We start from the raw sequence: 25,215 nt of genomic DNA, 5'->3' as shown, positions 1-25,215 counted from the left end.
CGATTTGCCAGTTTGCCCAATTACTGATAGCATTTGCAGGTTAGCCAGTTTGCAAAAAATTTTAATTTTTCAGAATTTTCATTGCCTCATATAACGTATTGAAAATATTTAAATAATTAAAATTTTTTCGAATTTGACTCTTGGAATTTTCGTTTATAAGCCGTATTTATTCACAAACGAAAATATCGGAGTAATACTCCGTCATTGAAAAACACTCAACACAAGGATAGATATTATGTCCACCCAATTACACGATGTTGACCCAATTGAAACCAAAGAATGGTTAGACGCGTTAAGCTCTGTTTTAGAATATGAAGGCAGCGAACGCGCCCAGTATCTGCTGGAAAGTTTGGTCAAATACAGCCGTGACAAAGGCATCCGTATGCCTCATGGCACCACTACTCCATACTTGAACACCGTTTCCGTTGAAGACGAAAAAGGCATCCCCGGCGACCAAAACATCGAACACCGTATCCGTGCATTCGTTCGTTGGAACGCTGCCGCTATCGTTTTGCGCGCAGGTAAAAAAGATTTGGAATTGGGTGGACACATTGCATCTTTCCAATCAGCCGCCACTATGTACGAAGTCGGCTTCAACCACTTCTGGAAAGCTAAAGGTGAAGGCGAAGAAGGCGATTTGGTATTCTTCCAAGGCCACGTTGCCCCTGGTATCTACGCACGCGCTTTCGTTGAAGGCCGTCTGACTGAAGACCAATTGAACAACTTCCGTCAAGAAGTTGCCGGTCATGGTCTGCCTTCCTATCCTCACCCTCACCTGTTGCCTGACTTCTGGCAATTCCCAACCGTATCTATGGGTCTTGGCCCATTGATGGCGATTTACCAAGCCCGTTTCCTGAAATACTTGGAATCTCGCGGCCTGGCTAAAACCAAAGGCCGTAAAGTATGGGTATTCTGTGGCGACGGCGAAATGGATGAACCTGAAAGCCAAGGTGCTATTGCTCTGGCTTCACGCGAAGGCTTGGATAACCTGGTATTCGTCATCAACTGTAACCTGCAACGTTTGGACGGTCCAGTACGCGGTAACGGCAAAATCATTCAAGAGCTGGAAGGCAACTTTGCCGGCGCCGGCTGGAATGTTGTGAAAGTCATCTGGGGTCGTCGTTGGGACCGCCTCTTGGCAAAAGACAAAGATGGCATCCTGCGCAAACGTATGGAAGAGTGCTTGGACGGTGACTACCAAACTTACAAATCCAAAGACGGTGCATACGTTCGCGAACACTTCTTCAATACGCCTGAACTGAAAGCATTGGTCGCCGATATGACTGATGAACAAATTTGGGCATTGAACCGCGGCGGCCATGATCCTCAAAAAGTGTACAACGCTTACGACCGCGCAGTGAACCACGCTGACGGCAAACCTACTGTCATTTTGGCTAAAACCATTAAAGGTTACGGCATGGGCGCATCCGGCGAAGGTCAAAACGTTGCCCACCAAGCCAAGAAAATGGACAAAGCTTCTCTGAAACAATTCCGTGATCGCTTTGACATTCCTGTTACCGACGAGCAAATCGACAGTGGCAACCTGCCTTACCTGACTTTTGCTCCCGACAGCGAAGAATACAAATACCTGCATGCACGCCGTGAAGCTTTGGGTGGCTACCTGCCTCAACGCAAACCTACCCAAGAAGTTCTGGAAGTGCCTGAGTTGTCAGCATTTGAGACTCAACTGAAATCCAGCGGTGACCGTGAATTCTCAACCACCATGGCTTTCGTCCGCATCCTGTCTACTTTGCTGAAAGACAAAAAAATCGGCAAACGCGTGGTGCCTATCGTTCCAGATGAAAGCCGTACGTTCGGTATGGAAGGTATGTTCCGTCAATACGGTATTTGGAACCCTAAAGGCCAACAATACACTCCTCAAGATAAAGACCAACTGATGTTCTATAAAGAGTCTGTTGACGGTCAAATCTTGCAAGAAGGTATTAACGAACCAGGTGCCATGGCTGACTGGATTGCTGCTGCGACCAGCTACGCAAACAACGACTTTGCCATGATTCCTTTCTACATCTACTACTCTATGTTTGGCTTCCAACGCGTTGGTGACTTGGCATGGGCAGCAGGCGATATGCATGCACGCGGTTTTCTGCTGGGTGGTACAGCCGGCCGTACAACACTGAATGGCGAAGGTTTGCAACACGAAGACGGCCACAGCCACATTCAAGCAGACTTGATTCCAAACTGTGTAACTTACGATCCGACATTCCAATATGAAGTAGCCGTTATCGTACACGATGGCTTGCGCCGCATGTATGTTAACCACGAAGATGTGTTCTACTACATCACCCTGATGAATGAAAACTACACCCATCCGGACATGCCTGAAGGCGTAGAACAAGACATCCTGAAAGGTATGTACTTGCTGAAAGCCGGCGGCAAAGGCGATAAAAAAGTCCAATTGATGGGTTCCGGTACCATCCTGCAAGAAGTAATTGCCGGTGCCGAATTGTTGAAAGCCGACTTCGGCGTAGAAGCAGACATTTGGTCTTGCCCATCTTTCAACCTGTTGCATCGCGACGCTATCGAAGCAGAACGTTTCAACCGCCTGAATCCTTTGGAAACTGCAAAAGTACCGTTTGTTACTTCTCAACTTCAAGGTCATGACGGTCCGGTTATTGCCGCTACCGACTACATCCGCAGCTATGCCGACCGTATCCGCGCCTACATCCCTAACGACTACCACGTCTTGGGTACCGATGGCTTCGGTCGTTCCGACAGCCGTGCCAACCTTCGTAGCTTCTTCGAAGTTGACCGCTACAACGTTGCCGTTGCTGCATTGAGCGCTCTGGCCGAACAGGGCAAAGTCAGCAAAGAAACCGTTCAACAAGCCATTGAAAAATATGGTATCAAAGCCGATGCAGCTCCTAGCTGGAAACGCTAATTGATGTTTCAGACGGCCTGTTTGCTTCATGCCAACATTAGGCCGTCTGAAAACCGAATGCTTGAAAGGTTTGAACAGACAAACTGTACCGATGCCGTGTGAAACAGTTTTCAGACGGCATCAAACTGAAAATATTAAAGGAACTCAAATGAGTATCGTAGAAATCAAAGTCCCTGATATCGGCGGTCATGAAAACGTCGACATCATCGCCGTAGAAGTCAAAGTAGGCGACACTATTGCCGTTGACGACACCCTGATTACATTGGAAACCGACAAAGCCACTATGGATGTACCTGCTGATGCAGCCGGCGTCGTGAAAGAAGTTAAAGTTAAAGTTGGCGATAAAATCTCTGAAGGCGGCGTTATTCTGACCGTTGAAACCAGTGCTGCCGCTACTGATGCCGCTCCTGCCCCTGCAGCAGAAGCTCCTGCTGCTCCAGCTGCTGCGCCTGCCGCAGCCCCTGCAGGCGGTGCAACTGTAAAAGTTGTTGTACCTGATATCGGCGGTCACTCTGACGTAGACGTTATTGCCGTTGAAATTAAAGTTGGCGACACTGTTGCCGTTGATGACACCCTGATTACTTTGGAAACCGACAAAGCCACTATGGACGTACCATGTACAGAAGCCGGTGTGGTTAAAGCCGTATTTGTAAAAGTTGGCGACAAAGTATCTGAAGGTTCTGCCATTATCGAAGTAGAAACCGCCGGTTCCGCCGCAGCTGCTCCTGTCGCTCAAGCTGCCGCATCTGCACCAGCCGCTGCTCCAGCTCCTGCTGCCGCTCTCGCACCAGCCGCTGCACCTGCACCTTCTGCACCTGCAGCTGCCAAAATCGACGAAGCTGCATTTGCCAAAGCTCATGCCGGTCCTTCCGCACGCAAACTGGCACGCGAATTGGGCGTAGATCTGGGTCAAGTCAAAGGTACCGGTCTGAAAGGCCGTATCATGGGCGAAGACGTTAAAGCCTTCGTTAAATCCGTTATGCAAAGCGGTGTAGGCAAACCTGCCGCTGCCTCTTTGGGCGGTGGTCTGGACTTGTTGCCATGGCCTAAAGTTGACTTCTCTAAATTCGGCAGCGTCGAAGTTAAAGAACTGTCTCGCATTAAGAAAATCTCCGGTCAAAACCTGTCTCGCAACTGGGTTGTGATTCCTCACGTTACCGTACACGAAGAAGCGGACATGACCGAATTGGAAGAATTCCGCAAACAACTGAACAAAGAATGGGAACGTGAAGGCGTGAAATTGTCCCCATTGGCGTTCATCATTAAAGCCTCTGTTGCTGCGCTGAAAGCCTTCCCTGAATTCAATGCCTCTTTGGATGGCGACAACTTGGTGCTGAAAAACTACTTCAACATCGGTTTCGCAGCAGACACGCCAAACGGCTTGGTTGTTCCAGTAATCAAAGACGTAGATCAAAAAGGCTTGAAACAAATCAGCCAAGAGCTGACCGAATTGTCTAAAAAAGCCCGCGAAGGCAAGCTCAAACCACAAGAAATGCAAGGCGCATGCTTTACTATTTCCAGCTTGGGCGGTATCGGCGGTACAGGTTTCACACCAATCGTGAATGCTCCTGAAGTTGCTATCTTGGGCGTGTGCAAATCCCAAATCAAACCGGTTTGGAACGGCAAAGAATTTGCTCCTCGCCTGATGTGCCCGTTGAGCCTGTCCTTTGACCACCGTGTCATCGACGGTGCCGCCGGTATGCGCTTCACCGTATTCCTGGCTAACCTGTTGAAAGACTTCCGCCGCATTACCCTGTAATCCGAGCATTTTCAGACGGCCTATATAGAAAGGCCGTCTGAAAAAAGAAGTCCGAACATCATTCAGAAAGATTAGACATGAGCTTAGTTGAATTGAAAGTGCCCGACATTGGCGGTCACGAAAATGTAGATATTATTGCGGTTGAAGTAAATGTGGGCGATACCATTGCTGTGGACGATACCCTGATTACTTTGGAAACCGATAAAGCCACTATGGACGTACCTGCCGAAGTTGCAGGCGTAGTCAAAGAAGTAAAAGTTAAAGTGGGCGACAAAATCTCTGAAGGCGGTTTGATTGTTGTCGTTGAGGCCGAAGGTGCAGCTGCTGCCCCTAAAGCCGAAGCGCCTGCCGCTCCTGTACAAGAAGCACCTAAAGCAGCCGCTCCTGCTCCTCAAGCTGCTCAATTCGGCGGTTCTGCCGATGCCGAATACGACGTAGTTGTATTGGGTGGCGGCCCTGGCGGTTATTCTGCTGCATTTGCCGCTGCTGACGAAGGCTTGAAAGTTGCCATCGTCGAGCGTTACAAAACTTTGGGCGGCGTTTGCTTGAACGTTGGCTGTATCCCTTCCAAAGCCCTGTTGCACAATGCTGCCGTTATCGATGAAGTGCGTCACTTGGCTGCCAACGGTATCAAATACCCAGAGCCTGAACTCGATATCGACATGCTGCGTGCTTACAAAGACGGCGTGGTTTCCCGTTTGACTACCGGTTTGGCAGGCATGGCCAAAGGCCGTAAAGTAGACGTTATCCAAGGCGACGGCCAATTCTTAGATCCGCACCACTTGGAAGTGTCGCTGACTACCGGCGACGTGTACGAGCAAGCGACTCCTACCGGCGAGAAAAAAATCGTTGCCTTCAAAAACTGTATCATTGCAGCAGGTAGCCGCGTAACCAAACTGCCTTTCATTCCTGAAGATCCACGCATCATCGATTCCAGCGGTGCACTGGCTCTGAAAGAAGTACCAGGCAAACTGTTGATCATCGGCGGTGGTATTATCGGTCTCGAAATGGGTACGGTTTACAGCACTTTGGGGTCTCGCCTGGATGTTGTTGAAATGATGGACGGCCTGATGCAAGGCGCAGACCGCGACTTGGTTAAAGTATGGCAAAAACAAAACGAATACCGTTTTGACAACATCATGATCAACACCAAAACTGTTGCTGTTGAGCCTAAAGAAGACGGCGTTTACGTTACTTTTGAAGGTGCAAATGCGCCTAAAGAGCCACAACGTTACGATGCCGTATTGGTGGCTGCCGGTCGTGCGCCTAACGGCAAACTCATCAGCGCCGAAAAAGCAGGCGTTGCTGTAACTGACCGCGGCTTCATCGAAGTGGACAAACAAATGCGCACCAACGTGCCGCACATCTACGCTATCGGCGACATCGTCGGTCAACCGATGTTGGCACACAAAGCCGTTCACGAAGGCCACGTTGCTGCGGAAAACTGTGCCGGCCATAAAGCCTACTTTGACGCGCGCGTTATTCCGGGTGTTGCTTACACTTCTCCTGAAGTGGCATGGGTTGGCGAAACCGAGTTGTCTGCCAAAGCTTCCGGCCGCAAAATTACCAAAGCCAACTTCCCATGGGCTGCTTCCGGCCGTGCAATTGCCAACGGTTGCGACAATGGTTTCACCAAGCTGATTTTTGATGCTGAAACCGGCCGCATCATCGGTGGCGGTATCGTTGGTCCTAACGGCGGCGATATGATCGGTGAAGTCTGCTTGGCGATTGAAATGGGCTGTGATGCCGCCGATATCGGTAAAACCATCCACCCACACCCAACCCTGGGCGAATCCATCGGTATGGCTGCGGAAGTGGCATTGGGCGTATGTACCGACCTACCTGCTCAGAAAAAGAAATAAGTTCACTCAAATAAAATTTGAACGAACTTGATGGAACAAAGGCCGTCTGAATGTTTCAGACGGCCTTTTCTCAAATAAGGAGAATTAATATGAAAAAAATCGAAGCCATTATCAAACCTTTCAAACTCGACGATGTGCGCGAAGTCTTGACCGAAATCGGCATTACCGGCATGACTGTCAGCGAAGTCAAAGGTTTCGGCCGCCAAAAAGGCCATACGGAAATTTATCGCGGCGCGGAATACGCAGTCGATTTTCTGCCTAAAGTAAAAATCGAATTAGTATTGGCTGACGATAAAGTCGATCAGGCTGTGGATGCCATTTTAGAAACCGCGCATTCCGGCAAAATCGGTGACGGTAAAATCTTTATTTATCCGGTTGAAGAAGCCATCCGTATTCGTACCGGAGAACGCTCAGAAGCAGCACTTTAATAGAAATCGTAAAACACAGGATATAAATGCCGTCTGAAAAAAGTCATGACTTGTTTTAATCAAGACTTATTTCTCAGACGGCATTATTTTAATAACAACAACCATCCATTTTCTAAAGTCTATCCAAATAAACCAGTTACCGAAAACCTCACGCCATCAAGTATGGAGGAATTCAAGGCAATGCTTCACCTGACCTTCGTGAACAACTTTACCGTATCAAATAACTCTTTCCAAAGCAGGGCTAACCCCAATCCCATACTTGCAAAACCTCAATGCCCTCCTTTTAAAATCAAATTCCTCGTATTTGTTTCCTATTCTTATTGTTGTCTAACTTTTCAGACGACCCCTTTCTTTATCCAAACTCCGTTATAATGACGGCTTTAAAATTAATTTATCCAAAGACAGTCTTATCATGAAACACATCCACATTATCGGTATCGGCGGCACATTTATGGGCGGCGTAGCGGCTATTGCCAAAGAAGCAGGTTTTAAAGTCAGCGGTTGCGACGCAAAGATGTATCCGCCGATGAGCACCCAGCTTGAAGCCTTGGGCATAGACGTACATGAAGGTTTTGATGCCGCTCAATTGGACGAATTTAAAGCCGATATTTACGTTATCGGTAATGTTGCCAAACGCGGCATGGATGTGATTGAAGCCATTTTGAATAAAGGCCTGCCTTACATTTCCGGCCCGCAATGGCTTGCTGAAAACGTATTACACCATCATTGGGTACTCGGTGTAGCCGGCACACACGGCAAAACGACTACCGCCTCCATGCTCGCCTGGGTCTTGGAATATGCCGGTCTCGCTCCGGGCTTCCTGATTGGTGGCGTACCGGAAAACTTCAGCGTTTCCGCCCGTCTGCCACAACCCCCGCGCCAAGACCCTAACTCAAAATCCCCATTCTTCGTTATCGAAGCCGACGAATACGATACCGCCTTTTTTGACAAACGCTCCAAATTCGTACACTACCGTCCACGTACCGCCATTTTGAACAATCTGGAATTCGACCACGCTGACATTTTTGCCGACTTAGGCGCGATACAGACCCAGTTCCACCACCTCGTGCGCACCGTGCCGTCTGAAGGCCTCATCGTCTGCAACGGCCAGCAGCAAAGCCTGCAAGATACTTTGGACAAAGGCTGCTGGACGCCCGTAGAAAAATTCGGTACCGAACAAGGCTGGCAGGTTGGTACCGTCCATGCCGACGGCTCGTTTGACGTACGCCATCACGGCGAAACGGTCGGACACGTCGCTTGGGAACTGATGGGCGAACACAACCGCATGAACGCCCTCGCCGTCATCGCTGCCGCACGTCATGCCGGAGTCGATATTCAGACGGCCTGCGAAGCTTTGAGTGCATTTAAAAACGTCAAACGCCGTATGGAAATCAAAGGCACGGTAAACGGCATTACTGTTTACGACGACTTCGCCCACCATCCGACCGCCATCGAAACCACCATCGAAGGCCTGCGCCAACGTGTCGGTAACGCACGCATCCTCGCCGTCCTCGAGCCTCGTTCCAACACCATGAAGCTCGGCACCATGAAAGCCGCCCTGCCCGAAAGCTTAAACGATGCCGACCAAGTGTTCTGCTACGCCGGTGGCGTGGACTGGAACGTTGCCGAAGCCCTCGCGCCTTTAGGCAGCAAGCTGCACGTCGGCAAAGACTTCGATGCCTTTGTTGCCGAAATCGTGAAAAATGCCGAAGCAGGCGACCATATTTTGGTCATGAGCAACGGCGGTTTCGGCGGAATACACGGAAAGCTGTTGGAAGCGTTGAAATAAGCCTTCTCCAATAACCAAGGCCGTCTGAAAAGTTTTCAGACGGCCTTTTATCATGTGCCAATTTAAAATTTATATTTACGAAAAATGTTTTAGTAATACCCAAATAGCACCCATCCATTATTAGCCTATACATACCTGCTCAAGACCATTTTTCCATTATGCATTGCCAAGCCTCCCCAAAATCTGATAATAATGCAGACAACATCTAATCTGTGCATATATCATGAAACACAAAACTCTCTTTAAGCCCATAGTTCTCAGTATTGCGCTTTCTATCCTTCTGATTACAACAGCGGTATTTTTTGCCCGTCATCACAACTCTATCTCAAGTATTAATACCAATTTCCTACAACAGAAGATTACCGAACCCGAAGGACCATCACCGCAAATCGTACAATTTGCGCGAAACCAAATTGGCAAAACCCTTCGTTACGACCCAGCTTACACGAAGCTCACTTATCCGATGGGCGATGTGCCGATATCAAAAGGCGTTTGCACAGACGTCATTATCCGAGCCTTACGTGACCAAAATATAGATTTGCAAGAGCTTGTTCATCAAGATATGAGTCGGAATTTTTCCGTTTATCCGAAACGCTGGGGATTAAAACAGCCGGACACTAATATCGATCACCGCCGCGTCCCTAACCTAATAACTTATTTCACGCGTCAAGGCTGGGCAGTTCAAGATACAAACTATCAAGCTGGCGATATTGTAACTTGGGAACTGAAAGGCAACCGTCCCCATATCGGCATCGTCTCCGATCGAAAAATCGGCGATAGGCCTCTGATTATCCATAATATCGGTTCAGGAACCCGTGAAGATGATATATCCTCTACCGCTACACCATCACTGGACATTTCAGGCTTCCCATTCAATAAATCCTAGTGCTAAGCTCTAAATACCTAGTTTTGCATCTGAAAAGCCATAGAGCAATAAAAAAGGCCGTCTGAAACCATTTCAGACGGCCTTTTACTTTTACCTAACCCTCTTTATTTAACCGCAACCGCCGCATTTGCCGCAGCCGCTGCTGCAGTCGCGTTTTTTCGGTTTGAACACGAATTTTCGCAAGAGGAAGAATACGCAGGCGAGCATAATCAAGCCGACGATAATATATTGAGTCATGATGATAGTATCCTTGAAGAAATTTGGTAAACCACGAATGCGGCAAAATAAGCCATCAGGAACAAATAGCCTGTAATCATAAGCATATTTTTCGTGGATTTGGTTTCGCGTTTAATCACGGCCAAAGTCGCGGCACACATCGGAGCATACACATACCAAGCCAAGAAGGCAAAGGCAGTCGGCAAGCCCCAGTTGTTGTGTATGATAGGAATCAGTGCGTTTTGTACTGCATCTTCAGACGATGCGCTGACGGCGTAAACAGTACCCAAAGCGGCAACGACCACTTCGCGCGCGGCAATACCCGGAATCATGGCGATACACATTTCCCAAGTAAAGCCTAAAGGTGCAAAAAACGGCTGAATAGCATGACCAAGCGTACCTGCCAAGCTGTAATCGATGGCGGCACCGGTTGCGCCTTCAGGCGGTTGCGGCCAGCTTACCAAGCCCCACAGAACCACGGCCAACGCAAAAATGATGGTACCCGCGCGTTTCAGGAAGGCTTTTACCCTATCCCACAAGCTGGTCATGATGTGTTTGAAGTTAGGCGTACGGAAAGTCGGCAATTCCATCAAAAGTGGGAATTGTTGCACATTGCCTTTCATCCGCGCCAAGCGTTTCATGATATACGCTGCCAATGCGGCCGACAGAATGCCTACGATATAAAGAATAAACAATGTCAGGCCTTGCAGGTTGAAAATCCCACCCACTGTACGGTCAGGAATAACAGCGGCGATAATCAGCGCATACACCGGCAAACGTGCGGAACAAGTCAGCAACGGCGCAACCGCGATGGTAACAAGGCGTTCGCGCGGGTCGTTAATGGTACGCGCCGACATCACGGCAGGAACGGCACAGGCAAAGCTGGACAAAAGGGGAATAAACGAACGGCCGGACAAACCGCTTTTTGCCATGATGTTATCCAGCAGGAAGGCTGCACGCGGCAGATAGCCTGAGTCTTCCAATAGCAGGATAAAGGCAAACAAAATCGTAATCTGAGGCAGGAACACCAACACGCTGCCCAAACCGGCAATGACGCCGTTGACCAGCAAATCGTTGAGGATGCCCGGCTCCATGTTGGCGCCTATCCATTCGCCCAGCGCGGTAAAGCCACCTTCGATGGCGTCCATAATCGGCGCCGCCCATGTGTAAACCGCTTGGAACACCATAAACAGGATGACCAGCAGCATAATCATGCCCCAGACGGGGTGCAGCACGATGTCGTCGAGTTTTTTGTGCCATGCGGGCAGCGTCATCTGGGTGCGTACCACTTGTGCCAAAATCGATTCGACTTCTTGATAAAGTTTGTCGCTATCCAGCGCATCGAGCGTGCGTTCGGCAGAGGCGGGGTTTGCGGGGAAAGAGCGTTTGCGCGGCAGCTTCGCCACGGCTTCGCGTACAGCCTGTACACCCGACGCGCTCACTGCAACTGTTTCCAAAACAGGTGCATCCAACAACTCGCTCAGTTTGGCCGCGTCGATATTCAAGCCCCTTTTGCGGGCCACGTCGCTCAAATTCAGCGACACCACCATAGGCAGTCCCAGCGTTTTCAGTTCCAAAATCATGCGCAGGGTCATACGCAGGTTGGTCGCGTCGGCAACGGCAATAATGGCATCGGGCGGAATGCCCATCTTGCCTACCATTACATCTTTCGCCACCGCTTCGTCGGGGCTGGTCGTGCGTAGGCTGTATGTGCCCGGCAGGTCGATAATGCGGACGGCCTCGTCGTCGAGGAAGGCGCCCTCGCGCTTATCGACAGTTACGCCCGGATAATTGGCAACCTTGGCATGTGAGCCGGTCAAACCGTTGAACAAAACGGTTTTGCCGCAGTTTGGCGCGCCAATCAAGGCAAAATAGCTTAGTTCCATCATTTTTCCTTATTCTTTCAGACGGCCTTAAACGGCCTCAACGATACGACACATAATCTTCCCGGCCTCTTCCGAACGCAGGGAAAATTGAGATTGGTTACCCAAACGTACCGCAAACGGGCCTCTCCCAAAACCACCCACTGCAATCACTTGCAACGGCATTCCGCTGGAAAAACCCAAATCTGCAAGACGACGGGTTACCAAGGTATCCAAATCACCAAAAACAGGATTGGGAGCAATGGAATCAATATGTACGACTGCGCCTTTTTTCAGGCGCGACAAAGGAACAGCAGACATAAGTCTCTCTTTTCTTTTTGTTTTAAAAATAGATTATTGAAAAAACGTGAGAAGTATGATGAATGTGTAGCACATTTGAAAGATTGTTTACGAATGGCTATTTGCCCCTTCTTTCGATAAGTGCGGTTTGTTTTGAATACTGTTATTGTTTCCCTTAATGATAAGGTATATCAATATAAAAATCAAATGTAACAAGATAAACTAAAAAGGCTAAAATCCTTTTATCATTAGGATTTCAGCCTTTTTATGCACTCAACAAACTAAAGGCCATCTGAAAGGTTTCAGACGGCCTTCAAAATAAAAAACCGAATCAAATCGGTTTTTTATTCCCATTCAGGGAAAGACTATAAATTACAGAGCGTCTTTCAATGCTTTACCGGCACGGAATTTAGGAGTTTTAGCAGCAGCAATAGTCAAAGGCTCGCCAGTTTTTGGGTTGCGGCCTTGACGTTCGGCGCGTTCGCCGACGTAGAAAGTACCGAAACCGACCAGAGTAACAGTGTCGCCGTTTTTCAATGCGTTGGTTACGGCATTAGTAGTAGCATCCAAAGCTTTTTGCGCAGCAGATTTGGAAATGCCGGCTTCTTGAGCAATTGCTTCGATCAATTCAGACTTGTTCACAATTAGTCCCTTCCTATCGTAAAAAATGATGAAATGCCCGAATACTCGGGGCTTAAGCACTTTTAAAGCACATACGCACTTTATAGCAATTCTGAAATTATCATGTCAAGTAAAAGATGTGGAATTGCCCTATTTTTGTGGCATTCAGGGCAAAACCACATTTTTTGCAACATCAGACGACCAACTTAATGCTTGGTTGCCTTTGTTCTTGACTTCGTCTTAGAAGTTTGCGGGGTCTCGGCAACTGCCAATTCAGCCGCCCATTGCTCAGGCTGAGCTTCCAAACCCAAAGCCAACACTTCATCAATCCATTTGACCGGATGAATAGTCAGACCGGTTTTGACATTTTCAGGGATTTCTTCCAAATCTTTGACGTTGTCTTTTGGAATCAATACATGCTTGATACCGCCGCGCAAAGCAGCCAGCAGTTTTTCTTTCAAACCGCCAATCGGCAAGACTTCGCCACGCAAAGTGATTTCGCCGGTCATCGCCACGTCTGCACGCACCGGAATTTTGGTGAAGGCAGAAACCATCGCCAAAGTCATGGCGATACCTGCGCTCGGACCGTCTTTCGGCGTCGCACCTTCAGGTACATGGACGTGAATGTCTTTCTTCTCATAAAAATCAGGAGCCAGACCCACTGATTCAGCACGAGAACGGACAACCGACCATGCGGCCGATACCGATTCTTTCATGACCTCGCCCAGTTGGCCGGTACATTGAATCGTACCTTTGCCCGGCAAAGCTACTGCCTCAACAGTCAACAACTCGCCACCGACTTCGGTCCAAGCCAAACCGGTTACCTGACCGATGCGGTTTTCACTTTCGGCCACACCATAGTCGAAACGGCGCACGCCCAGATAGTCATGCAGATTTTTTTCAGTAACTTTAATCGCTTTAGGTTTGGCCTTGCTTACTGTTTTGGATTTGGACGCTTTTTTCTTGTCCTCATTCAAAGTAACCTGCATCACCACTTTACGGCAGATTTTGGCAATTTCGCGATCCAACGAGCGGACACCGGCCTCACGGGTGTAGTAACGGATAATATCGCGCACTGCACTTTCATCAACCACCAACTCGCCCTCTTTCACACCATTGCGCTTCATTTGTTTCGGCACAAGGTATTGCATGGCGATATTGATTTTTTCGTCTTCTGTATAACCGGACAGACGGATAATTTCCATACGGTCAAGCAGCGGAGTCGGGATATTCAAGCTATTTGAAGTGGCAATAAACATCACATCGCTCAAATCATAATCGACTTCGGCATAGTGGTCGGCGAACTTGTTGTTTTGCTCAGGATCCAGCACTTCAAGCAATGCACTGGCCGGATCACCGCGGAAATCGCTACCCATCTTGTCGATTTCATCCAGCAGGAACAATGGATTTTTCACACCCGCTTTCGCCATGTTTTGCAGGATTTTGCCCGGCATAGAGCCGATATAGGTACGGCGGTGGCCGCGGATTTCGCTTTCGTCACTCACGCCGCCCAAGGCCATACGCACATATTGGCGACCTGTGGCTTTGGCAATCGACTCACCCAAGGAAGTTTTACCCACGCCCGGAGGGCCAACCAGACATAAAATCGGGCCTTTGAGCTTGTCCATACGTTTTTGAACAGCCAAATATTCCAAAATGCGCTCTTTGACTTTTTCCAAACCATAGTGGTCAGCATTCAAAATCAAATCAGCCTTGGCAATATCTTTGCTGACACGGGATTTTTTCTTCCACGGCAACTCAAGCAAAGTATCAATATAGTTGCGCACGACGGTAGATTCCGCAGACATCGGCGGCATCATTTTCAGTTTTTTCAATTCAGACAGACATTTTTCTTCAGCATCTTTGCTCATGCCTGCTTCTTTGATTTTTGCTTCCAATGCGTCCAGCTCGCCGCGTTCGTCTTCTTCGCCCAACTCTTTCTGAATCGCTTTTACTTGCTCATTCAAGTAATACTCGCGTTGGGATTTTTCCATTTGGCGTTTCACACGGCCACGAATGCGCTTCTCGACCTGCATGATGTCGAGTTCGGCTTCCAACTGAGCCAGCAGAAATTCCAAACGGTCAACAATGCCGGCAGTTTCCAGTACATATTGACGCTGCTCCAATTTCAGCTGCAAATGCGCGGCAATAGTATCGGCAAGGCGGCTGTTGTCATCGATACTGCTGATGGTACTGATGACTTCGGCAGGGATTTTTTTGTTCAATTTCGCATATTGCTCAAATTGAGTCAGCAGAGTACGGCGCAAGGCCTCAATTTCAGGATTGTCCTTGTCGCTATTCTCATCAATCGCCTCAACATGGGACAAAAACAATCCGCCTGTTTCATCAACCGTCAATGCTCGCGCACGACGGATACCTTCTACCAACACTTTAACGGTGCCATCAGGCAGCTTCAAAACCTGCAAAACTTGGGCGACAGTACCAGTTTGGTGCAAATCTTCAGCTTTAGGGTCTTCTGTATTAGGGTCAAGCTGAGCCAACAGGAAAACCGGATCATCATTAGCCATTGCCGCCTCAAGGGCTGCAATCGATTTAGGACGACCGACGAACAGCGGCAATACCATATGCGGATATACCACGACATCGCGTAAAGGCAAGGTAGCCAGCGCACTGTATTCCTCGAAATATTTGTCTTTTGTCGGCATAGTTAGAAATCTCAATCATTGTTAAATCAGAATGTAGCTCAAAATTGGGCTGAAGCGCTGCATTTCAAGACTTGAAAACAGCTTATCCGCACCTATTTTCGAAAACATCATTTTTATAGCCCGATATGGACGTTTACGATAAAATATATCGGATTTTGGGCCGTCTGAAAACTTTTCAGACGGCCCTGGCTAACCAAACAAGGTAGTAAACCATGACAGACTCAACTGAAAAAAAATCATTAATTGAATTCCCTTGCACCTTTCCTGTAAAAGTCATGGGCGCGGTTCATCCGGAATTTGAATCCGCCATCTTGGAAACTGTGCGCAAACATGCTCCCGATACCGAGCCGCACCACATTACTACGCGCCCAAGCAGCAAAGGCAACTACACCAGCGCAACCGTCAAAGTAAATGTCGACAACCAAGAGCAGCTCGACAATATCTACCGCGACCTGACTTCACACGAATTGGTAAAAGTGGTGCTGTAATGAAAATCGTGCACAAAGGCTTGGTCGATTACCTGCCGACTTTCGAAGCCATGAAGGCATTTAATGCCTCGCGTGACGAAAACACCGAAGACGAATTATGGGTGGTCGAACATCCGCCCGTATTCACCCAGGGCTTGGCCGGAAAACCCGAACACCTCCTCATCCGCGACGATATACCCGTTGTCCAAATTGACAGAGGTGGTCAAATTACTTATCACGGCCCCGGCCAACTGGTCGTCTATACGATGATCAATTTCAAACGCCGTAAGACCAGTGTGCGCCATATTGTTTCCGCACTTGAAAACAGCATCATCGCCACCTTGGCAGAATACGGCATCGAAGCAGCAGCCGATCCCAAACGCCCCGGCGTTTATGTCGGCGAGCGTAAAATCGCTTCCCTGGGCCTGCGTATCAAAGACGGCTCCGTTTACCACGGCTTGGCGCTTAACGTGAACATGGATTTAAGTCCGTTTACCCATATCAACCCCTGCGGTTATGCCGGTATGGAAATGACCCAAATTGCCGACTACGTCTCTCCGGCACCCAGTTTGGCAGAAGTTTCAGACAAACTGACCAAGCATTTACAAAAAGAGCTGGCATAAGGCCGTCTGAAAATATTCAGCTCCAACACCATCTTTTAACTGCCCCTCTGAACCCACAAGCCCTTAGGCTATAAAGGCCGCAATCAGCTTTTCAGACGGCCTTTATAACGACAGAAAGAACACATCACCATGAGTGAAGAAGTAAAAAACGACCCAAAACGCGGCATCAAACTGAAAGGCGCAGATAAAACTGCACGCATTCCGATTAAAGTTGTTCCATTGGAACAAAAATTGAAAAAGCCCGAATGGATCCGTGCCAAATTACCGGGCAAGAAATTCTTTGAAATCAAAAACATTCTTCGCGAACAAAAAATGCATACTGTATGCGAAGAAGCATCTTGTCCAAATATCAGCGAATGCTTTACCAAGGGTACGGCCACATTCATGATTATGGGCGATATTTGTACCCGACGCTGCCCATTCTGTGACGTTGGCCATGGCCGCCCCAACATGTTGGATCCTGACGAGCCTAAACACTTGGCCGAATCCGTCAAGTCCATGAACCTGCGCTATGTCGTGATCACTTCCGTCGACCGTGACGACCTGCGTGATGGCGGCGCACAACATTTCGCCGACTGCATCAAAGCCATCCGCGAAACCAGCCCGAATACCAAAATCGAAATCCTTGTTCCCGATTTCCGCGGCCGTCTGGACATCGCACTGGAAATCTTGGCAGAAACACCGCCCGATGTGATGAACCACAACTTGGAAACCCATCCAAGCCTGTATAAAAAAGCCCGTCCGGGTGCCAACTACCAACACTCCCTCGAGCTTCTGCGCCGCTACAAAGAAATGATGCCACATATCCCGACCAAATCCGGCATCATGGTCGGCTTGGGCGAAACAGACGAGGACGTGCGCGAAATCATGCGCGATATGCGTGCCAACAATATCGAAATGATTACCATCGGCCAATATCTGCAACCTTCAGACGGCCACCTGCCCGTCTTGCGCTATGTAACGCCCGACCAATTCAAAGTTTTTGAAAAAGAAGCATATGAATTGGGCTTTACCAATGCCGCCATCGGCGCAATGGTTCGCTCCAGCTACCATGCAGACGAGCAAGCAGCAGAAGCTTTGCGTGAAACCCACGGCGGGTGTAGCCACCACTAAGACGTAGTAAATAGTTAATACCTTGATAAAACAGCCTTTTCCTATCAATAGCCCAAAACTTTGTTTGAGTGCCGGCTATTGATAGGAAAAGGCTGTTTTATCAAGGTATCAGCATTTTATCTATACTCGATGAACCTATCATTATAAACAAGTGTGTCTACAAAACAATAATTTCCCATCAAAGGCTTCTTAAAAATGCCTTCTCCTAACGATAAAGAAATGTCCAAAATGATTAATATGTTGATTCACTAGTTTATTCGTGTAAAATAAAAAGCCATCTGCACCAGTCTTCGGACTATCCTCTCTATTCTAATAGGACAACCTAATGAAACCGATGACCGTATTATTGACTGCAACCCTGCTTTCAATTTCCAGCATAAGTGCTTGTAGTAATTCGGAGAACAGTATGAGTATTCAACAAGAGACAGAAGCCAAATTTCATTTAAATCCTCAGCCTAAACAGGCATACCGCCTCAAAATTAAAATTAATGATGCTCCAGGCCCCTTAAAACTCATGGGAAAGATGGGTGTTGGCTATAAAGCTGAGGATTGTACATACATTATCAATAAAATTGAAGGAGCTCCCGCCCATCCTGAAAAAAATGTACAGTTTGATATCCATCAAATCAATGAGTTTGAATATGAATCCATTGTATATGCAGATGCTGTTTTAAATGAAGACTACTTTGGCGACGGAGTTTGTCATTGGAACCCTGAAGGATTTGGTTTTTCACTATCAGCAACGGGTAAACCGGAAGAAACTAGATTCAATTTTAGCGATATATTGGAAAAGCTACTGAGTAAAAAAACACTGACACAATATTACTGGAAATGGACATATCCCTTTTCAAAAAAAGAAGATGGTACTCTTTATACTGATTCTGTTCATTATGGCATAGTGTCACCTGAACTGTATGATGCAGAAAAACATAAAGAAATGTTCAGTATTACTGTCTCTCTGGAGGAAATTCAACCATGAGTAAAATTACTAGACAACAACATGCCGATTTGGCTGTAGATGCTTATATCACACGCTCCGTTACCAAAGGAAATGAAACTATTAGAATCGGAGGTAATGAATATAAAGTGGCTGCTGTATGGAATAATCCGAAAACTGGATATTATGGTGCTGTATATCAAGATGTCCGTACCAATGACTTTATCGCTGCCCATAGAGGAACCGCGATCAGTCTTAAGGATTTGAGTGATGGGTATACAGACTTAAAAATGGTTACCCGAAGTATGAATAATCAATCAGCCGATGCAGAAAAACTAACACGCATGGCTATTTCAAAAGCAGAAGAATTTCATAGTAAAAACCCATATCTACCCAAACCTTCTGTTACTCATACCGGACACTCACTCGGTGGGACACACGTTCAAATTCAAACATACCGCTTTGGCCATGAAGGAGTAACCTTTAATGCATATGGCGCTGTCCGTATGCATGGTGTACGACAGGGTAATGGTGATGTGATCAATTACGTTAAAGCCGCAGATGCCGTCTCTTCTGCTAATCCGCATTACGGCAAAGTTATCATTCTAGCCGAACAAGACGACCTTGCCCCATTAAAAAAATCTGGCTATAACAATAAAAGCAATACGTCTGCTTACCATGCGGTGACTGCAGCAGCAAGATCATATAAAGCTCACTCATCTGATCATTTTGTGGGTAAAGATTCGATCCTTTCTGAACATAATTACACTCGTGCTCGCCAACTAGCGGAAGCAAATAAATTTATGATTTCAGACTATCGAGGTGATGTAGCTACCGCAAAAACTTTATTTGCTGCAGCCAGTTTTGCGAATGCCAATCTTTTCGAAAAAATGAAAATCATACGTAACATGACAGAAAAATTTGATAGAGATCAGGAAAAGATTAAGGAGTTTATTAATAGTGCGCCTACTCCAAAATCTATATTCGATAGTCGGTCAATGCATCTTATGCAAGATAAGGGTAAACATCCTCATAGCGATAAAACTATTTATGCTGATGCAAATAAACTTGATCTTAGCAAACCTTTAGCTTCAAATGCTTCCTCTAAAGAATTCCGTGAATACGGTTTTGCAGCATTATTAGCAGACGACAAAACAATGCAACATTCGCTAGACAGTCTACTTGCTTCCAACATTAATCGAGGTTTACAACAAAATACGGAAAAAATGTTTCAGGAGCAGGAAAGTATGAGATTGGCTGAAGAGCAATCAAGGGCTTCAGGTATATCCCGAAGCTAAGGAAAGCATATGGATCTGGACCAAAAAATTGATTATCTGACTGATAATATTATTGCTTTAGCTGGGCAAACAGAAAAGCGGGCAAAAAATGCTGAACTATTAATTTCACAAGCATTCCAAGAATTGAATACAGCAACTACCGATTTGAACCGCTCAGCAGATACAATTAAGCAAACAGCCGCAGAAGAAGTACATCGTGGTTTAAATCAGTCAGTAGATAAATTTACCGAAAGGATGGAGACAAGTGGAAGATGGTTGCTCGAAAATTCTCGTGAAATTGAAAAACAGCAGCAGCAATCAGCTAAAAATTTAAAATATTTGGTAATAGCATCAATCACTCTATTTTGCCTAACTGCTCTATTATGTTTAGGTACAATAGTTTATTCTATTCAACTGGCTAATACCCAGATAAAACGTATAGAATGGGTTGAGGAAATTAATAAAGCTATTGATAATGGTAAACTGATGCGATGTGGAGAGGATGGAGGTATTTGCACCAGAATAAAAGGTAAGTCAATCCGATTGGATCAATAAGTCTATGCCTGGGCAAAAACTCTACCCAACAGCTGAGATCCAAATACAGGATTTCAGCTGTTTTTGTTCCAAATCTCCCCTTTATTTCCCCTTTTCCTCCTTGAATATTCGATAATTGGACATTCGGATCACCTTCTAGGCTACTTAGTCTGAAAAATCAGTAGGCTATTTTTCAGACGACCTTTATTTGGTCAAAATTACTATACAAGATTTTTTTAGATTTTCAAAAAATAAACCTTAGTCAGGCTCTAAAGAAAACTAAAAATTCAATCCACCGATATTTATAATGAATTGAGAAAAAAATGGGATTTATCCTTTTCCTCCTAATGGGTCTATGCTTAGTTGCAGCTGTCATTGCCTTTATCAGGCTTGCTGGATTCTACTCTAAGAAGCAGCTTGAAAAACAAGTTATTTTCTATGGTGTATTACTATCCATATTCCTACAGACCTTTATTTTTTTGAAATACGTCCGCATAAAAGAATATTGGGCATTTGATCCACTATTTACACAAATGAATTATCTATTTTTTAAACCATTTGTGCTTTCAATAGTTATCGTTCCTCTTGAGTTTGAGAAACTGTCCAAATTAAGCAAAATCGTCCTATCCGGCGTGATATGCGGTGCTGCTTTTTACTACTTGGCGTTCCCACCTTTCATGACATTACTGTATTTCATTATTGCTGTGGCTTTGGCTTTTACAAAAACTCAATATGCTCAATTTTTAAATAAGATTATTCTGATAAGCATCGTATCTTCATTAATACTGTCGTTCGTTACCATGCCGTTGCTTGAAAACGTATTGGAAGCCTTAAGTATCAGACGATATTATTAAAAACAAACCATAAATTTCAAAATTGCATAATTTGAAATTCAGTAACTTAGATTTCAATTAATCTATTAATAACTATACATTTTTCCGTATCAAGGCCGTCTGAAATATAATGATTGAGCCAATCTTAAGTAATACAAAAAAGCGGCTAAACAGGATAAACACTGTTTGCCGCTTTTTGATTTATTTCTTTATTTTACTTCTTCAACAATTTTGCCGCTTCAATCGCATAGTAAGTTAAAATACCATCAGCACCGGCGCGTTTGAATGCCAACAGGCTTTCCAAAATGGTTTTTTCGCCATCCAGCCAACCGTTTTGAATGGCAGCCTGAAGCATGGCATATTCGCCGGAAACTTGGTAAGCATAAGTCGGTACGCCGAACTCGTCTTTAACTCGGCGGACAACATCCAGATACGGCAGACCCGGTTTTACCATTACCATGTCTGCGCCCTCTTGAATATCCAATGCTACTTCGTGCAAGGCTTCGTTAGTGTTTGCAGGATCCATTTGGTAGGTTTTCTTGTCTGCCTTACCCAAATTGCCGGAGCTGCCGACAGCATCGCGGAACGGGCCGTAGAATGCTGAAGCATATTTTGCCGAATACGCCATGATGCGCGCATGGATATGTCCGGCATCTTCTAAGGCTTCGCGGATGGCAAGAATACGTCCGTCCATCATGTCGGATGGGGCAATGACTTGTGCGCCTGCATCGGCATGACACAAAGCCTGTTTTACCAAAACTTCAATGGTTTCATCGTTGAGGACATAGCCATTTTCATCGGTTAAACCGTCTTGGCCGTGAATGGTATAGGGATCCAAGGCAACGTCGGTCATGATACCCAGCTCTGGGAATTTCTCGCGCAGGGTTCGTACCACTGTCGGCACCAAGCCTTCAGGGTTATAAGCTTCCTCCGCAAACTCGGTTTTGTTTTGCGTTACCACAGGAAACAAAGCCAGCATAGGAATGCCGAGCTTCAGTGCTTCTTCAGCGGTAAACAACAATTTGTCCAAACTTTGGCGTTTGACACCCGGCATGGATGGGACTGCCTCTTCCTGATTCTGGCCTTCCAATACAAAAACTGGATAGATTAAATCATCTGCCGTCAAAGTATGCTCGCGCATCAGACGACGTGAAAAATCGTCTTTACGCATACGGCGCATACGGGTGTTTGAGACATAACGCGGAGGGAAATTCATAACAATTGCCTTTCAATAATGAAGTCTTAAAATCAGTCTTCGACTTGACGTATGGCTTTGACCGAACGTTTGATTTCGCTGAGCGTACCGGTTTTATAACTATTACGTTCCTGCTCGGTCATGCCGTTTTGATCCAATTTGGCGATATTTTTCAATGCCTCGGCATATTGGCCGTCTGAAAGTTTTTCCTGTTTGATGCGCCAACGGTTGTTCACTTCGGAAGCCGTCCATAAGCCTACTTTGTTGTAGTAGAACAAAATGCTTGCCGCCAGCGTCTTCATATCGCTGTCGGGTTTGGCACTGCCGATACTGCGGCCGATACGGTTGTTTCGCTGATCGACTGCCTGGTCGGCAAGGTAACGGCTGAAGTAGTCGTCTTTACCTTCTCGCAACTCCATATCCGTCAGGCGCGCATTACCTGCTTTTTCGGCAATAATGCTGTCGAATTTAGAAGCAATCGCCGCCTGCCATAATGCTTGGCGTACGGCATTGACCTGTGTTCCCCTGCTGTCGCCGTTTGCTTTGTCGTCCAAACCTGTACGCTCGGCAAAGCGTGTGGCATTACTGGTCATATTGATTAAGCCTTCGTCTTCCATGCCGATAACTTGGGCGGCTACGGGATGGTTAAGCGCAAATTGTGCCATTTTACTGCGGCGGCTTTGATCTTCCTGATACGATTGGCAACCGGACAATACCAGCATGCCGAAAACGGCGTATTGAATGTGTTTTTTAATATGTTTCATGATGTAACTATCGATATTATTGTGTGAGTTCAACTTCTTTGTTTAACATAGAAACGCCCGTAAGCGCAAAATAATTCCCATACGGCCAAATCGGCGCATGAATGGCTATTTTATAATAAAAATAAGGCCGTCTGAAAATTTTCAGACGGCATAAGTATTTTTAACCTACCAAGCTTCGAATTTGCGGCCAATAAAACAGACAGGCTATCGAGCAAATAGCAATACTGATACCAGCTGCATTAATGCTGCTGATTTTTTCTTTAAACATTGCCGCACCAATCAGCGTACCCAAAACAATCACGCCAATATTCATACCGGCAAAAACCAAAGTCGGATTATCCTTCATGATTTGGTGTGCCGAAATGTAGGTAACAATATTCAAAAAATTCAGGCAGCCTAAAATCATACCGCCCAAGATGCCCTCTTTGGTCCATTTGCTTCCTTTGGCAAACAGGTAGCCAAACATCAAGATACCAGCCAAACAAAACGCCACCAGCAAATTACCGGCAAACGCGGTACCGCTTTTCGCCACTTGTTTGAACAAAATATCGATGACGCCGTAGCCGCACCAAACGCCCAAAAGCAGCATCACTTGCGTACTGAGGCCGCCGGATTTCTTGCCGCCATCGCTTTTCCAAAGTAAGAAAAACAGTGCCGTAAATGCCAATACCAAACCAATCAGACGGTCTTCAGTCAACTGCTCATGGAAAAGCATGAATGAAGCGACAATCGGCAGAAACAGCGATAAGCGTTGTGCTGCGTCTGATTTGACGATACCTGCCGCATCTACCGATTTGCCCATAATGACAAACACGGTTGGCAGCAAAATACCCAAGGCCGCAAAAAGCCACCACGTCGGTAAAAATACCTGCGGATTGCTCAAATCAGGCTTTAACACCAGCATGGTCAAAGTGACGGCAACGATATAGTTCACCGCCACCGCCTGCTCGATATTGATTTTTTGCTTGCGCGCCACTTTCAGCAATACGGACACCAACACGCTGCAAACGATACTTGCCAATAAATATGCCATGCTTTAAAACCATCCTTGAGTGGAGATGGGCTTATCTTCATTCAGTTTAATCAGTCCGATGACTACACGGTAAATAAACCAAATGGCAGTTACCAACAAAATCAGCCAACCAATTAAGATCAGTGTAGTAAAAGTTCCCAAAACCGTACCCACTAAAGACACCCAAAATGTCTTAATCAAATAATCGATATGACTGGCGTAAATACTGCCTTGAGCCTCATCGCGTTTAACATACGCCATAATCACACCGACAACGGGGGTAAACAAAATCAATAAGCCCACAGCATATGTAACATAAGCAATAAAAACATAGTTTTTTACGTCAGAGCTGGGCGTGTTGACCACATTTGTCGCTGTATCATTGAAGCTGTTGTCTTTAACTTCCTGACGTTCGTACTGCATAGCCGCATCATAAGCCAAACGTTTTTCCGGATGAGACAATACTTCAAACGCCTGTCCGATGGCTTTGAAACGCTCCGCATCTTTCTGAATATCCGGATTGGTCACCAATTTGCCATAAGCCTCGCGGATAAGGTTGATATCAGCATCCTGAGACACACCCAAGATTTCGTATAAATTCACTTGTTCCATCTATATTCCCCTCCTTTACGCGTCCACTGCAACATGAACATCTTGCGGATTAAGCGTCCGCAGGTTTTCAGGCTTCATGCCTACGATAAACCCACGTTTTCCGCCATTGATAAAAATCTCGTCTAAAACCCAAATGCTTTCTTCCACATAAACCGGCAACGCGGTTTTCATACCGAACGGAGACGTCCCACCGACCAAATATCCTGTCCATTTCGCTGCCTGATCCGCCGTTGCCGGCTCGATGTGTTTCAAGCCCAGTTCGCGCGCCAGATTGCGGGTGGAAATATGTTTGTCGCCATGCATTAAAACAACCAAGCCTTTTTTATGCTCATCCTGCAAGACAATCGTTTTGATGACTTGATGCTCGGGCTTGCCCGTACATTCGGCAAAACGCGCTGTACCGCCATGTTCTTCATACGCATAAACATAAGGGACAAAATCGATTTTCTTACTGCGTAAAAAGCGCACTGCCTGCGTAACCGGATATTCTGCTTTACTCATGGGTTGTTTTCTGCCATCCTTTTCAGACGGCCCCTCTTAAATGTGGAACGTAAACAGTC

The 25,215-nt window shown here is 46.5% G+C and carries 23 protein-coding genes; 13 read left to right on the top strand and 10 right to left on the bottom strand.

The genetic code is table 11. The annotated features are described in order from the left end of the window. Window positions 1–235 precede the first annotated feature (235 nt). The 6 genes from aceE (at window position 236) to DBY95_RS02005 (ending at window position 9,623) form a co-directional block, all read left to right on the top strand. Window positions 236–2,899, top strand: a complete 2,664-nt coding sequence (gene aceE / locus DBY95_RS02030) for a pyruvate dehydrogenase (acetyl-transferring), homodimeric type (protein WP_107723203.1) — start codon at window positions 236–238, stop codon at window positions 2,897–2,899. Window positions 2,900–3,047: 148 nt separating this feature from the next. Beyond that, window positions 3,048–4,658, top strand: a complete 1,611-nt coding sequence (aceF, locus tag DBY95_RS02025) for a dihydrolipoyllysine-residue acetyltransferase (protein ID WP_107723202.1) — start codon at window positions 3,048–3,050, stop codon at window positions 4,656–4,658. Between the two features lie 77 nt (window positions 4,659–4,735). Continuing rightward, window positions 4,736–6,520: a dihydrolipoyl dehydrogenase gene (lpdA, locus tag DBY95_RS02020; RefSeq protein WP_107723201.1), complete on the top strand. Its 1,785-nt coding sequence runs from the start codon at window positions 4,736–4,738 to the stop codon at window positions 6,518–6,520. 89 nt (window positions 6,521–6,609) lie between these two features. Beyond that, window positions 6,610–6,948 (top strand): P-II family nitrogen regulator, encoded by a 339-nt coding sequence (locus tag DBY95_RS02015; RefSeq protein WP_063069030.1) that lies wholly within the window; start codon window positions 6,610–6,612, stop codon window positions 6,946–6,948. Window positions 6,949–7,360: 412 nt separating this feature from the next. Continuing rightward, window positions 7,361–8,737 (top strand): UDP-N-acetylmuramate:L-alanyl-gamma-D-glutamyl-meso-diaminopimelate ligase, encoded by a 1,377-nt coding sequence (gene mpl / locus DBY95_RS02010; RefSeq protein ID WP_107723200.1) that lies wholly within the window; start codon window positions 7,361–7,363, stop codon window positions 8,735–8,737. 223 nt (window positions 8,738–8,960) lie between these two features. Then, a complete protein-coding gene (locus tag DBY95_RS02005; protein ID WP_234394567.1) occupies window positions 8,961–9,623 on the top strand; it encodes a DUF1287 domain-containing protein in 663 nt (220 codons plus the stop codon). Between the two features lie 108 nt (window positions 9,624–9,731). Here the strand turns inward: DBY95_RS02005 and DBY95_RS02000 are convergent, their stop codons facing one another. The 5 genes from DBY95_RS02000 to lon form a co-directional block, all read right to left on the bottom strand. Beyond that, window positions 9,732–9,860: a FeoB-associated Cys-rich membrane protein gene (locus DBY95_RS02000; protein WP_003683546.1), complete on the bottom strand. Its 129-nt coding sequence runs from the start codon at window positions 9,858–9,860 to the stop codon at window positions 9,732–9,734. Next, entirely contained in the window at window positions 9,857–11,725 is a 1,869-nt protein-coding gene (gene feoB / locus DBY95_RS01995; RefSeq protein ID WP_070646101.1) for a ferrous iron transporter B, read from the bottom strand. Before feoB ends, DBY95_RS02000 begins: the two co-directional genes overlap by 4 nt. Before the next feature lie 27 nt (window positions 11,726–11,752). After that, a complete protein-coding gene (locus DBY95_RS01990) occupies window positions 11,753–12,022 on the bottom strand; it encodes a FeoA family protein (RefSeq protein WP_003746882.1) in 270 nt (89 codons plus the stop codon). A gap of 351 nt (window positions 12,023–12,373) precedes the next feature. After that, a complete protein-coding gene (locus tag DBY95_RS01985) occupies window positions 12,374–12,643 on the bottom strand; it encodes an HU family DNA-binding protein (RefSeq protein WP_003683413.1) in 270 nt (89 codons plus the stop codon). Between the two features lie 185 nt (window positions 12,644–12,828). Next, entirely contained in the window at window positions 12,829–15,288 is a 2,460-nt protein-coding gene (lon, locus tag DBY95_RS01980) for an endopeptidase La (RefSeq protein WP_107723199.1), read from the bottom strand. 212 nt (window positions 15,289–15,500) lie between these two features. Between lon and DBY95_RS01975 the strand changes: the two genes are divergently transcribed. The 7 genes from DBY95_RS01975 to DBY95_RS01945 all read left to right on the top strand — a co-directional run bounded on the left by DBY95_RS01975 (window position 15,501) and on the right by DBY95_RS01945 (window position 21,093). Next, window positions 15,501–15,776, top strand: a complete 276-nt coding sequence (locus DBY95_RS01975) for an HP0495 family protein (RefSeq protein WP_049328369.1) — start codon at window positions 15,501–15,503, stop codon at window positions 15,774–15,776. Then, complete coding sequence (gene lipB / locus DBY95_RS01970) at window positions 15,776–16,378, top strand: lipoyl(octanoyl) transferase LipB (protein WP_049352317.1); 603 nt, start codon at window positions 15,776–15,778, stop codon at window positions 16,376–16,378. The genes DBY95_RS01975 and lipB overlap by 1 nt, the downstream gene beginning before the upstream one ends. Before the next feature lie 129 nt (window positions 16,379–16,507). Then, window positions 16,508–17,491 (top strand): lipoyl synthase, encoded by a 984-nt coding sequence (lipA, locus tag DBY95_RS01965; RefSeq protein ID WP_003683323.1) that lies wholly within the window; start codon window positions 16,508–16,510, stop codon window positions 17,489–17,491. Between the two features lie 325 nt (window positions 17,492–17,816). Then, a complete protein-coding gene (locus tag DBY95_RS01960) occupies window positions 17,817–18,470 on the top strand; it encodes a hypothetical protein (RefSeq protein ID WP_107723198.1) in 654 nt (217 codons plus the stop codon). Further along, a complete protein-coding gene (locus DBY95_RS01955; protein WP_107723197.1) occupies window positions 18,467–19,726 on the top strand; it encodes a lipase in 1,260 nt (419 codons plus the stop codon). Before DBY95_RS01960 ends, DBY95_RS01955 begins: the two co-directional genes overlap by 4 nt. A 9-nt stretch (window positions 19,727–19,735) precedes the next feature. After that, window positions 19,736–20,260, top strand: coding sequence for a hypothetical protein (locus DBY95_RS01950; RefSeq protein ID WP_107723196.1), 525 nt, complete (start codon window positions 19,736–19,738; stop codon window positions 20,258–20,260). Window positions 20,261–20,562: 302 nt separating this feature from the next. Further along, window positions 20,563–21,093, top strand: coding sequence for a hypothetical protein (locus DBY95_RS01945; protein ID WP_107723195.1), 531 nt, complete (start codon window positions 20,563–20,565; stop codon window positions 21,091–21,093). A gap of 193 nt (window positions 21,094–21,286) precedes the next feature. Here DBY95_RS01945 and hemB read toward each other — a convergent pair whose 3' ends face one another. The 5 genes from hemB to ybaK all read right to left on the bottom strand — a co-directional run bounded on the left by hemB (window position 21,287) and on the right by ybaK (window position 25,156). Beyond that, a complete protein-coding gene (gene hemB, locus DBY95_RS01940) occupies window positions 21,287–22,288 on the bottom strand; it encodes a porphobilinogen synthase (protein ID WP_107723194.1) in 1,002 nt (333 codons plus the stop codon). Between the two features lie 32 nt (window positions 22,289–22,320). Then, complete coding sequence (locus DBY95_RS01935) at window positions 22,321–23,031, bottom strand: DUF6973 domain-containing protein (RefSeq protein WP_107723193.1); 711 nt, start codon at window positions 23,029–23,031, stop codon at window positions 22,321–22,323. A gap of 160 nt (window positions 23,032–23,191) precedes the next feature. Beyond that, entirely contained in the window at window positions 23,192–24,064 is an 873-nt protein-coding gene (locus DBY95_RS01930) for a DMT family transporter (protein ID WP_107723192.1), read from the bottom strand. Between the two features lie 3 nt (window positions 24,065–24,067). Next, a complete protein-coding gene (locus tag DBY95_RS01925; protein WP_107723191.1) occupies window positions 24,068–24,655 on the bottom strand; it encodes a DnaJ domain-containing protein in 588 nt (195 codons plus the stop codon). A gap of 15 nt (window positions 24,656–24,670) precedes the next feature. Beyond that, a complete protein-coding gene (gene ybaK, locus DBY95_RS01920) occupies window positions 24,671–25,156 on the bottom strand; it encodes a Cys-tRNA(Pro) deacylase (protein ID WP_107723190.1) in 486 nt (161 codons plus the stop codon). Window positions 25,157–25,215 lie beyond the last annotated feature (59 nt).

The organism is Neisseria subflava, assembly GCF_003044935.1.
Lineage (GTDB): Bacteria > Pseudomonadota > Gammaproteobacteria > Burkholderiales > Neisseriaceae > Neisseria > Neisseria subflava_E.
Note: the sequence above shows the minus strand (reverse complement) of the source record. Positions and strands in the feature narration are given on the sequence as shown.